The organism is Polaromonas sp. (assembly GCF_016185115.1).
GTDB lineage: Bacteria > Pseudomonadota > Gammaproteobacteria > Burkholderiales > Burkholderiaceae_C > Polaromonas.
In genome coordinates this window covers 1-11,831 of sequence record NZ_JACPOF010000013.1, presented here as the reverse complement: position 1 = coordinate 11,831, position 11,831 = coordinate 1, and the positions used below count along the sequence as shown (strand labels likewise).

General features: G+C 60.1%; 11 protein-coding genes and 1 pseudogene. 8 read left to right on the top strand and 4 right to left on the bottom strand.

Annotated elements, in window-relative coordinates; all coding sequences use genetic code 11:
- Positions 1-399 (bottom strand): annotated as a pseudogene (locus tag HYX42_RS06380) (biotin synthase BioB); the annotation flags it as partial.
- Positions 400-633: 234 nt separating this feature from the next.
- Between HYX42_RS06380 and HYX42_RS06375 the strand changes: the two are divergent.
- The 5 genes from HYX42_RS06375 to HYX42_RS06355 all read left to right on the top strand — a co-directional run bounded on the left by HYX42_RS06375 (position 634) and on the right by HYX42_RS06355 (position 5,431).
- The gene (locus HYX42_RS06375; protein WP_293401030.1) at positions 634-1,794 is read left to right on the top strand and encodes an acyl-CoA dehydrogenase family protein; all 1,161 of its coding nucleotides are present in this window, start codon (positions 634-636) and stop codon (positions 1,792-1,794) included.
- A gap of 46 nt (positions 1,795-1,840) precedes the next feature.
- Positions 1,841-3,574, top strand: a complete 1,734-nt coding sequence (locus HYX42_RS06370) for a carboxyl transferase domain-containing protein (protein WP_293401028.1) — start codon at positions 1,841-1,843, stop codon at positions 3,572-3,574.
- A gap of 125 nt (positions 3,575-3,699) precedes the next feature.
- Entirely contained in the window at positions 3,700-3,915 is a 216-nt protein-coding gene (locus HYX42_RS06365) for an acetyl-CoA carboxylase biotin carboxyl carrier protein subunit (RefSeq protein ID WP_293401026.1), read from the top strand.
- 95 nt (positions 3,916-4,010) lie between these two features.
- Complete coding sequence (locus HYX42_RS06360; RefSeq protein ID WP_293401024.1) at positions 4,011-4,211, top strand: hypothetical protein; 201 nt, start codon at positions 4,011-4,013, stop codon at positions 4,209-4,211.
- Positions 4,212-4,213: 2 nt separating this feature from the next.
- Complete coding sequence (locus tag HYX42_RS06355) at positions 4,214-5,431, top strand: sodium ion-translocating decarboxylase subunit beta (RefSeq protein ID WP_293401022.1); 1,218 nt, start codon at positions 4,214-4,216, stop codon at positions 5,429-5,431.
- Between the two features lie 72 nt (positions 5,432-5,503).
- Here HYX42_RS06355 and HYX42_RS06350 read toward each other — a convergent pair whose 3' ends face one another.
- Positions 5,504-6,391, bottom strand: a complete 888-nt coding sequence (locus tag HYX42_RS06350; protein WP_293401020.1) for a class I SAM-dependent methyltransferase — start codon at positions 6,389-6,391, stop codon at positions 5,504-5,506.
- Between the two features lie 96 nt (positions 6,392-6,487).
- Entirely contained in the window at positions 6,488-8,152 is a 1,665-nt protein-coding gene (locus HYX42_RS06345) for a thiamine pyrophosphate-binding protein (protein WP_293401018.1), read from the bottom strand.
- 62 nt (positions 8,153-8,214) lie between these two features.
- On the opposite strand from HYX42_RS06345, the gene dctP reads away from it, so the two are divergent.
- Genes dctP through HYX42_RS06330 form a run of 3 tightly spaced genes read left to right on the top strand, consistent with a single transcriptional unit; the run spans position 8,215 to position 11,123 of the window.
- Positions 8,215-9,231, top strand: a complete 1,017-nt coding sequence (dctP, locus tag HYX42_RS06340) for a TRAP transporter substrate-binding protein DctP (protein ID WP_293401016.1) — start codon at positions 8,215-8,217, stop codon at positions 9,229-9,231.
- A gap of 32 nt (positions 9,232-9,263) precedes the next feature.
- Complete coding sequence (locus HYX42_RS06335; RefSeq protein ID WP_293401014.1) at positions 9,264-9,779, top strand: TRAP transporter small permease; 516 nt, start codon at positions 9,264-9,266, stop codon at positions 9,777-9,779.
- Positions 9,780-9,809: 30 nt separating this feature from the next.
- Positions 9,810-11,123, top strand: a complete 1,314-nt coding sequence (locus tag HYX42_RS06330; protein WP_293401012.1) for a TRAP transporter large permease subunit — start codon at positions 9,810-9,812, stop codon at positions 11,121-11,123.
- Between the two features lie 369 nt (positions 11,124-11,492).
- Here the strand turns inward: HYX42_RS06330 and HYX42_RS06325 are convergent.
- Positions 11,493-11,831: SAM-dependent methyltransferase (locus HYX42_RS06325; protein ID WP_366931138.1), on the bottom strand; the 339-nt coding region annotated here is incomplete at its 5' end.

Genomic DNA, 11,831 nt, shown 5'->3' with positions numbered 1-11,831 from the left:
GCCCTCGACCATGGCGCAGACGCTGTCGAGATCGCGCTCCTTAGGCGCACGCCAGGCCGCGCCCATGCAGAAGCGCGAGGCGCCGGAGGCCTTGGCGGCAGCCGCCTCGGCCAGCACCTTCTCGACCTCCATCAGCTTCTCGGCCTTGACGCCGGTGTCGTATTGCGCGCTCTGCGGACAATAGGCGCAGTCTTCCGGACAGCCGCCGGTCTTGATCGACAGCAAAGTGGAGATCTGCACCTCGGCCGGATCGAAATTCTGCCGGTGCACGCTGGCCGCGCGATGGATCAGCTCCGGAAACGGCAACGCGAACAGCGCGCGCACCTCCTTGCGCGTCCAGTCGTGACGGGGCTGGCTAAGGCCGGTAGTGGAGAAAGGTAGCGCTTGCGCGAGAGACATCGGTCGTTCCTCAATCACAATCGCTATCATGGAGCCACAAAATTCGAGCACCAAGCGTTGATCGAAGTCAAGCCAAACTGACGAATGCGGGTTTAGTTAAGGTGCGCAGATCATTATTGAGGCCAGTCTATTAACATCGGATGGCGGGCGGAATAGGATTAAAGAGCGATGTGATCCTATGACAAATCGATCATTCAGGATGCGCCAATGGCGATGGCGCGAAGCGGGGCAACTATGAATTTCGAATTGAATGAAGAGCAGCGACTGATCCAGGACACGGCCAAGAGGTTCGCCGCCGAGGAGATCGCACCGACACTTGCGCAAGAGGAGCGCAAACACGAGTTCCGCTCCGATCGCGTGGCCAAAATGGGCGAGCTCGGCTTCTTTTCCTGCGCGTTGCCCGAGGAGCTCGGCGGCAGCGGCATGGGCTTCATGGAATCGGTTTTGATGGCGGAGCAGATCGCCAAGGTTTCGGCGTCCTGGCGGTTGCCATTCAACATGCAGAACCTTGGCCCGTCTCTCACCGTCACCAAATTCGGCACGCCGGAACAGCGAAAGAAATACGTCCCCGGCTGGGTCGCCGGCACGCAACTCGGTTTCTTCGCCATGACCGAGCCCAACACCGGCTCGGACGTCTCCAGCATGAAGACGCACGCCGTCGATAAGGGCGACCACTGGGAGGTGCATGGCAACAAGATGTGGATCTCGCAGGCGCAGGTCGGCGACGCCGGGCTGCTCTACGCCTATACCGACAAGTCGGCCGGCAACAAGGGAATGACGGCCTTCATCATCGAGCCGAAGAAGATGAAGGGCGTCACCGCACGCGCCATCGAGACCAAGCTCGGCCTGCACTGTGCGCCCACCGGCGAGTTTGTGTTCGAGGGCATGCAGGTGCCCAAGGAAAATGTTTTGGGCAAGCCGGGCGACGGTTTCCGCATCTGCATGTGGCAGCTCAACCAGACCCGGCTCGGCTGCGCGGCGGGCGCGCTCGGCGTGGCGGGCGGCGCGCTCGATCTCGCCATCAATTACGCCAACGAGCGAACTCAATTCGGCAAGGCGATCTCGCAGCACCAGATGATCCAGGCGCAGATCGCCGAGATGGTGGTCGAGCATCATGCCGCCCAGATGCTCGTTTATCGCGCCGCGTGGCTGAAGGATCAGGGCAAGCCGAACCAGTTCGAGACGTCCGTCGCCAAACTCGCCGCTTCCGAAGCGGCCGTGCACGCGGCCAACGAGTGCATGAAAATCTTCGGTTCGTACGGATTCTCGACCGAGTATCCTGCCGAGCGCTTCTACCGCGACGCCAAGTCGCTGCAGGTCGTGGAAGGCACGTCCAACATCCAGAAGATCATCATTTCGGGCATGGCCTGCGGACATGCGCCCAATAGAGAGTAGCGGAACGCATGGTCGCGAATGACGCGTCATTAGTCGGGAGTTGGGAATGAGACCGTATTTCGAAAAGATGGTGGACTTCGGCAAGGAGCTGAAGGAAAACCGCATCATCCGCACCAAGGAGAGCCGCGCCAAACTCGAGGCCGTGGAAGCCGAAATCTCCGCCGCTCGCAAGGCGCGCCAGGATGCCGGCATTCCGGCGGCGAAGATCAACGAACGTGGCATGCTTACGGTCTGGCAGCGGCTCGAATACCTTGTCGATGAGGGCAGTTGGTGCCCGCTGCACAGTCTCTACAATCCGGAAGACAATCCCGAGGGCGCTACTAACGTGGTCGACGGCCTCGGCAAGATCGCCGGGCGCTGGGCGGTGATCATCGGCTTTGACAACAAGGTGCTGGCCGGCGCCTGGGTCGCCGGGCAGCCCGACAACATTCTGCGGGTGACCAATCTCGCCAAGCGGCTGCACATCCCGCTGGTCTGGCTGGTCAATTGCAGCGGCGTGCAGTTGCCCGAGCAGGAGAAGTTCTACGCCGACCGCCGCGGCAGCGGCGCCTGCTTCTACCGGCATGCCGAGTTGGAGCAGGCGGGCATCCCGGTCCTTGCCGGCATCTACGGCACCAATCCGGCCGGCGGCGGCTATCAGGGTATCAGCCCGACCATTCTGCTTGCGCATAAGGATGCCAACATCGCCGTCGGCGGCGTCGGCATCGTGTCGGGAATGTCGCCCAAGGGCGGCTTCGATGCCGAAGGGCTGGAGGAACTGATCGCCAAGACCCGGGATTTCAGCGAACGGCCGCCGGGCCGGGTCGAGACCCATTACGGCGAGACCGGATTCTTCACGCATGTCTACAATGAGGAAAAAGAAGTCCTCGACGGCATCAAGCAATATATGCGAGCGATTCCGGCCTACGACCCGATGTTCTTCCGCGTGGCCGAGCCGGCCGAGCCGCGGCTGCCGGCGGGCGATCTTTATCATCTGCTGCCCTTCAATCAGAAAGAGGCATACATTTTCGACGAGATTCTCGCCCGCCTTGTCGATGGCAGCGAGAACATGGAGTTCCGCCCGGACTACGGTCCGGAGATGTATACCGGCCTCGTCAAGATCGACGGCATGTTGATCGGCGCCATAGGCAACCGCCAGGGATTGCTGCCCAAAGGCTATCCCGAATACGCCGACTATCCCGGCATCGGCGGCAAGCTTTATCGCCAGGGCCTGATCAAGCTCAACGAGTTCGTCACCCTTTGCGGGCGCGACCGTGTGCCGATCGTCTGGTTCCAGGATACGACCGGCATCGACGTCGGCGATCAAGCCGAGAAGGCCGAATTGCTCGGCCTCGGCCAATCACTGATCTATTCGATCCAGCAAACCGATGTGCCGATGATGCTGGTGGTGTTGCGCAAGGGCAGCGCGGCGGCGCACTACATCTTGGGCGGTCCCACCGCCAACCGCCACAACGCCTTCACGCTTGGCACCGCGGCGACCGAGATTTACGTGATGCACGGCGAAACCGCGGCGGTCGCGACCTATGCCCGTCGCGCGGTGAAGGAAAAGGATTCCGGCCGCCCGCTGGAGCCGCTCGCCCAGAAGATGAACGAGATGGCGAAGAAATACCACGATACGTCGCGTCCGGACTATTGTGCGCGCCACGGTTTCGTCGACGAGATCGTCGACCTGACGGCGCTGCGCAATTATCTGAAAGCGTTTTCGGGCGCGGTCTACCAAAACCCGCAGTCGATCTGCCCGCGTCACCACATGCTGCTGCCGCGGATCATCCGCGGGTGAACAGGCAAGAAAATCCAAAAGTCCGCGCCTTGATCACCGGGACGGCAAAACGGTGGGGCAGGGAATGTCGATGGTGCACTCAAAGCTGAGCTGAAGCGCTTGGCACACGAAAAGGAGAATTCTTGATGAGCGAGGAAGTCACCGCGCCCCTGGCGGGGAAGATCTGGAAAATCCTGGTGAAGGTTGGTGACCAGGTGCAGGTCGAGGATGAATTGATGATCCTCGAAGCCATGAAGATGGAAAATCCGATCTATGCCCCGGTCGACGGGAAAATCGCCGAGATCAAGGTCTTCGAGGGCGATCAGGTGGAGCCTAATCAGGTGCTGATCGTCATCGCGTAACTGCGCGCCCGGCCCCGGTTCGTTTGTGCCGTGCGGCCCGCGGCGGCTTGGCGCCATCAAGGTATTCAACAAACCGGTCTATCGCGGAGTGGGACATGGAAACTTTCTGGGGCTCGGTCAAATTGATGCTCTTCATCTATGCGCTGGCGGCCGTGATCTCGCTCATCATTGCCTGGATGATCAAGTACCTCTTCGTCGTCATTCGGATGCAGAGCAACCGCGCCGAGCGGCGCAAGAAAGCCAAGGCCGCAACCTCTCCGATACCAACGGCCACGACGCCGCACAGAAAGGCCTGACCATGCCGGAGATCGAATTTCTCAACATCTTTCAGGGCATCGCCACCATGTTGGCGTCCGATCCGCACATCGCCGTCGCGCGCGTCGTGCTGATCGCGCTCGGAATCGCCTTCGTCTATTGGGGGGTCAAGGGAACGCTTGAGCCGCTCATTATGATTCCCATGGGAATCGGGATGGCGTGCGTCAATGCCGGCGTTCTCTTTCTCTCGGCGAAAACCATGGGAACGATCTTCATCGATCCGATCGCGAGCGAACCGGCAAAACTCCTGGATGTCCTGCAGATCGATTTCCTGCAACCGATTTACACGTTTACCTTCAGCAACGGTCTGATCGCCTGCCTGATCTTCATGGGGATCGGGGCGATTTCGGATGTCGGATATATGCTGATCGCCCCGGTGCGCTGCATGTTCATCGCGGTCATGGCGGAACTCGGCACCTTGCTGACGTTCCCGATCGCCGTTGCCATGGGATTGACCTACAAGGAAGCCGCGGCGATCGCGATGGTGGGCGGCGCCGACGGGCCGATGGTTCTCTACACGTCGCTAATGCTGTCCCGCGACCTGTTCGTGCCGATCACGATCGTGGCCTATCTCTATCTGAGCCTGTGCTATGCGGGCTATCCCTATCTGGTCAGGCTGCTGGTGCCCAAGCATTTGCGCGGGATCAAGATGGACCAGAAATCGGTCCCGAACGTCACCGCGGCGGAAAAGATCACCTTCTCCATCATCACCGCGACCGTGCTTTGCCTGCTGTTCCCGGTGGCGGCGCCCTTATTCATGTCGTTCTTCCTGGGCGTCATCGTGCGCGAATCCGGCGTCAAGCAATATGTGGAGTTTCTCACCGGACCGGTCCTTTACGGCTCCACCTTTTTCCTCGGCCTCCTCCTTGGCGTCCTTTTTGAAGCCAACACCATCCTCAACCCCAAGGTCATTCTGCTGCTGTTCTTGGGGATGACGGCGCTGCTGCTCTCCGGCATCGGCGGCATCATCGGGGGCTATATCGTTTATTGGACCAGCGGCCGTACCTTCAACCCGGTGATTGGCATCGCCGGAGTGTCTTGCGTGCCGACCACCGCCAAGGTGGCCCAGAAGGAGGCTCACGACGCCAACAAGTTCGCCATGATCCTGCCCTGGGCGATGGGAGCCTGCGTGTCGGGCGTGATCACCTCGGCCATTATCGCCGGCATTTATGTGACCGTGTTGCAAAATCACGCGCCATGAGAGGGAAGAAGGCGGCGGCTTCGTGAAAACCGACATGTCGGATCGGCAGCCGTGGGCCAATCGCTGACGTTGCTACATATTTTCCGCGTGCGGATTGACCTCGATGCGGCGGCAGATCATCTCGACGGGCCCGACGGTGCCGCGCTCAATCATGCTGATCATGTTGCCGACTTTCTGCGAGGTGTTTGCGCCCATCACGATCTGCAATCCGAACTTGGAGGAACCGCCGGCCTGGATAACCTTGGCCTGCAGAGCACTGAAGAGATCCATCGCGAAATCGCGGCGGTTGCGTTCCTTGACAACCTCGAAGCCTTCCGCGGCGAGCTGCGCGCGGTAGGTAGCGGGCGCTTCAACAAAATTTGTTTCTGCTGCCGAGGCCCACGGCACCGGATAGCTGAAGATGCCATCGTTGCCGCGCATGACATCGTAGATGGCAAAGATGCCGCCCGGCTTGAGCACGCGATGAACTTCACCGAACAGCTTGGCTTTGTCCGCGATGTTCATGCCGACGTGCTGCATATAGGCGCCGTCGAAAGTGTTATTTTCAAACGGCAAAGCGAGCGCGCTGGCCTGCCGGTAGCTGACCTTGCCGCCGAGGCCGACACGCCGCGACAGTGAGCCGGCCACTCCGACATATTCCTCGCTCAGGTCAACTCCGATAATACGACAATGATAGGTATGCGCGACATAGCGCGACGGGCCGCCGAGGCCGCTGCCAATGTCGAGCCAATGCGTATCGGCGGACGGCTTGAATTCAGCGGCAAAATCGATGGTCGCCTGTCGACCGCCGATATGGAATTCGTCGGCTGGCGCAAGATCGTCGGGTGTGAGGTTGTTGACATCCTTACCGGCGGCGGCCAGTCCTTTCAACAAAGCGTCTTCCAATGCGCCGTGACGATAGTGCTCGATGACGGTGCATTCGACGGCCATGGCCAACCTCTCGCGTTTGTAGCGAGTCATCTTGGCGTCCCTCCTTAGGGCGCACAAGAGCGCATATTAAATCTTTCATTGCAGCAATTTAGCTGCCGACGTACATGGGCCGTCGAGGCCTGTCCGCTACGATGGAAAATGCTCGGCGTGCCAATCCGCTTCGATATCCGGGTTGATCTTGCCGTCGATCAGGAAAACACCGGGCGCTCCCTCTCCCACCCAGGTTCGCACCGCCGCCAGATCGGCAATCGTGCGTACTGTCGCCGCCCGTGCCCCATAGCCGCGTGCAATGGCGGCAAAATCCGTGTCGGGAAATTGCACGATATCGACCGAATAGCCCTGACGTCGGAAATAGTGCACTTCCGCAGCATACGAGCTGTCATTGTAGATCAGGATGCACATTCGAAGTCCGAGCCGAATTGCGGTTTCAAGATCGGCGATGGACATCATGAAGCCGCCATCGCCGGCACCGAGCACGGCCAGCTTGCCGGGATTTGCGATGGCAAGACCGATCGCGGACGGCAGACCAAGACCGACCGACTGAAATGAATGACTGAGACATGATGCCTTCGGATTGGGGACGCGGAGATAGCGCGGAACCCAGCCGCAGAAATGACCGGAGTCGGAAGCGACGACGCGATCCTTCGGCAGAATTTCGTCCACCGCTTTGCTCAGCGTGCGAGGATCGATGACCTGCGCATTCGATTGATCCAGGTATAGGCTATGATGGTTATCGCCCGAACGGATGCGCTCGCGCGTGCGGTCATTGCGGCGGCCTGGTGTTGGGTTCGACACGCCGCGCCGGCCCAGCTCAGCCAGCAGGGCCTCGGCGGTCGCTTTCGCGTCACCCAGCAGGGCATGCTGCACCGGCATCTGATAGCCCAGCTTCGGCGCCTCGATGTCGATTTGCGCGACACTGGCGTCGGGCGCGATCAGCTTGCCCTTTTTGGTCGTCCATTGCGTAAAGCTCACGCCAAATCCAAGGATGAGATCGCTTTCGGAGATCAACTCGTCTGCAACCGGCGAGGAGAAGCCGCCACTGATGCCAAGCGACCAGGGGTTTTCCGCGAACAAGCCGTGGCCGCAAACCGATGTTGCGAGCAGCGCGCCGATGCGATCGGCAAGCTCGATCAAAGACTGTTCCGCAGCCGACAGCACGGCGCCGCGCCCGGCCAGAATGAGCGGACGCTGCGCGCGCGCGATTGCCTCCGCGAGCCGGCGCACATCTTCGGGATCCGGGTGCAAGCGGCCCGGCACAGGCGTCAATTCGAGCGGTGGGTTGCTGCCGTTGAGTTTTGCGTCCTGCACATCGAGCGGCAGACTCAACACAACGGTCTGCCGGTCATGCAGAGCGCGCGTCACCGCCCGCAACAGATCGCCCCGGGCGGATTGTGGCGTATGAATGCGCTCGGAAACGGCGCCAACCGAGCGCACAAGGTCGGCCTGCTCGATATAAAAATTCGATTTGACGCTGCCGGTCGGCACGTCACCCGCCAAGACCAGAAGCGGCGTCCGGCTTTTCGCGGCCTCGCCGATCCCGGTGATGGCATTGGTGAGGCCGGGTCCGGAATGCACGCTCACGAGGGTCAGTTCTCCGGTCGCCTTGGCATAAGCGTCGGCCATGCTGGCCGCATTGCCTTCGTGACGGGCGGAAATGAGTTTGACGCCGGCTTGCACCAGCGCGTGCGAAATCTTGAAGTTGGCCGTGCCAAGCAACCCAAAGCAGGTGCGCGCACCGAGCGCCACGAGATCCTTTGCCAGAACTGCCGCTACTGTGGAGTTATTGCCCAAGTTCACTCATCGCCCTCGTTTGACTCTCTATCCTTCTCATAACAATATAGAAAATATAACTCATGACAAACGACCGAGTGTTCGAGCTCGGCAGGGGGAGGATCGTCATCATGGACAAGAGATTTGCGATCGGTCTGGTCGCGGCAACACTCTTTAGCTCATCAAGCTTGGCCCAGGAAGTCACCCTGCGCGCCGTCACGGCGTTTGCGGAAAAGACCACCTACTCGCGCGGCTTTGAAAAATTCATCGAGCGGGTGAACGCGGAAGGCAAAGGCCTCGTTCAGATCAATTATATCGGCGGACCAAAGGCGATGCCGCCATTCGAAGTCGGCAACGCACTCAAGACCGGCGTGGTCGATATCGCCAACACGACCGGAGCTTTTACCACCAACGTGATGCCGGAATCCGATGCCTGGAAGCTCACCGAACGTCCCATGTCGGAGCTTCGCAAGAACGGCGGCTATGATTACATGGCCACGCTCTATGCCCAGAAGATGAATGCCATCTTTCTCGCGCGGCTGGTCGACGATAATCCGTTTCATCTTTATTTGAACAAGTCGATATCGACTCCCGATCTGACCGGATTGAAGATTCGCATCACGCCGGTCTACCGCGATTTCTTCCAGGCGCTCGGCGCCACGGTCGTGCAGACTCCGCCGGGCGAAGTCTATACCTCGCTCGAGCGCGGCGTGGTCGATGGCTATGGCTGGCCGATCACCGGCATCTTCGATCTCGGCTGGCATGAGAAGACGAAGTATCGCGTTGATCCCGGATTCTATACCGCCGAGGTCTCGGTCCTGGTCAACAAGACCACCTGGGACAAGTTGTCCGACGCCCAGAAGGCCGTTCTGCGCAAGGCGGCGGAACGCGGCGAGGCGGAAGCTGCGGCGGAGTTCAGCGCCGAGAACGCGAAAGACACCAAGCGGCAGGCCGACGCCGGCATTCAAACCATCAAGTTCGATGGCGCGGCAGCCGCGGCCTACCGGGCGAAAGCCTATCAAGCCGGCTGGGATGGGATCATCAAGCAAAGCCCCGAACACGGTCCGAAGATCAAGGACTTTTTCTCGAAGACGAAATAGCGGGCAATCGCTTCGTCCAGGTGAGCCCCGTCATGACGCGACTGTCCAGCTGGTATGAGCGCCTGCTCGATACGCTGATGCTTGTGGCGTGCCTGCTGCTCTTGGTCATGACCGTCATGATCGGCGCCGATGTTGTGTCTCGCAACGTCGGCGCCGGCGGCGTGGCGGTGAGCAATGAATTCTCCGAGGACATCCTTTATTTGATGACGTTGCTGGCGGCGCCCTGGCTGCTCCGTCAGGGCCAGCATATTCGCGTCGACATCATCCTGCGCGTGCTGCCCATTCGCGTGGCCTGGTTGCTGGAATGGCTCGGCGACATTGTCGGTCTTCTCTGCTGCCTTTATTTTATTTGGTATGGGTCCCTCATCACGATAGCGAGCTACACCGCCGGCTCGATCAACATCAAGACGTTGATCACACCCGAATGGTGGACGCTGGCGCCGCTTCCGATCGGCTTTGCTCTGCTCGGTATCGAATTCATTTTCCGTATGCATCGCCTGTCCACGGACGAGATCGGTTTGCGAGACGATGCCGTTTCGGCGGCTTAAAGCCAGGCATGACGGGAGAGGATCGTGAGCATGTCCTGGCAAATGGCCTCGCTGCTGCTGCTCGGAGGCTCGACCGTCTTATTGTTCGTGGGAATGCCAGTTGCGATCTCGTTCATCGCGATCAATGTGATCGGCGCGACCTTGTTTCTCGGCGGTGACGCCGGGTTGCACCAGGTCGCGCGCAACAGCGTCGCCGCGGCGATCAATTTCTCGCTTACGCCGATCCCGCTTTTCATATTGATGGGCGAGGTGCTTTTCCATACCGGCCTTGCGCTGAAGGTCATCGACGGCGTGGAACGATTGATCCGCCAGGTGCCGGGCCGGCTCGCCGTCGTCGCGGTCGTCGCCGGAACGATTTTCTCCGCGATATCGGGCTCGACGATCGCCACCACCGCTATGCTCGGTTCGCTGATGCTGCCGGTGATGCTGTCGCGCGGCTACCATCCGGTACTGGCGACCGGCCCGATCATGGCGATCGGCGCCGTCGACATGCTGATCCCGCCGTCCGCGCTCACCGTCTTGCTCGGCAGCCTGTCGGGTATTTCGATTTCCAAGCTCCTGATTGGCGGCGTCGTGCCGGGCTTGATGCTCAGCGTGGCTTTTGTCGGCTACATCGTCGTTCGGGTGCTGACGCGGCCGGATCTCGCTCCTGCTTTGCCGATCGAAAACAAGACGGGCTGGGCACGTTACGAGTTGCTGTTTCTCTACGTCCTGCCGCTCGCTTCGATTTTTGTCGTCGTAATCGGCGCGATGTCGGCGGGAATCGCGACGCCGACCGAATCGGCGGCATTGGGTGCTCTTGCGACCATGGCGCTGGCGGCCGGTTATCGCGCGCTCCGTTTTGAAAACCTACTGCGAGCGTTGCGCGGCACGGTCGCGATCTCCGGGATGATCATGTTCATCATTCTCGGCGCGACGACATTCTCGCAGATCCTGAGTTTTTCCGGCGCGACGCAAGGCCTCGTCTCCGCCATTCTTGGCCAAGGCCTTACAACCTTCGCCATTCTGGCCGGCATGATGCTGCTGTTAATTTTTCTTGGAATTTTTGTGGATCAGGTCAGCATGATGCTCATCACTTTGCCGGTCTTCATGCCAATCGTGCAGCGGCTTGATATCGATCTGATCTGGTTCGGCGTGCTCTACTTGATCTGCATGCAACTCGGGCTGCTGCTGCCGCCGCACGGGCTTCTCTTGATGACGATGAAGGGGGTCGCTCCGCCGGAGGTAACGATGGCACACATCTTTCAGGCGGTTGTCCCCTATATCGCAATGAGCCTTGTGCTGCTGTTGATCATCATTGCATTTCCGGCGATTGCGACCTGGTTGCCAAACCTTTTGGGATGAGCCGCTGTTTAGAAATCGGCGACGGCGTCCCAGCCGGAGCGTGCTGACGAGTCATTGGCGCTTGTGCGCCAACATCGTTTAAATATCTGGAGAGACTGGACTTATTGGCTGGCGACGCAGTGCTGACGGTCCCCTGCATCGGCCGGATACGGTGCAGCATCAGCACGCTTTGCTGTTCGAGGGTCTTTGGTGAGACGTTGCGAGACTTCGCGATATCCAACCCGATCGTCGTAATCTCGACATGATCCGCTCCCTTCGTTGACCGGCTGCGACGGGCCTAAGGCACGTCGACTGCCGCGAAGGGCGCCGTCCACAGCATCAAAAGCAGACAAAGTCGGCAAAATACTTGATCAAATGCAACGCGGCCTCTTACGCAACATTACGTTGAGAAATTGAATGCGGTTCAGAACATAAGAGCCCGATCAAAACCAAAACCGGGCCTTGCAGAGATGCCCGCTCGATTTGCATGGCGAGCCCGGAAATCGGCGCCGCCACCACCGCCTGATCGGGGCGCGTGGCGCGCGCGATGGCGATGGCCGGCGTTTGCGGATCGAGCCCTTCGGCGACGGCGCGGGCGACCAAAGCCTCGAGCGTCTTGGTCGGCATATAGATCGCGGTGGTGGTTGTCGGATCGGCGAGGCTCTGCCAATCGAGGTCGTTCGGGAGCTTGCCGTCCTTGGCGTGGCCGGTGACATATTGCAGCCGGCG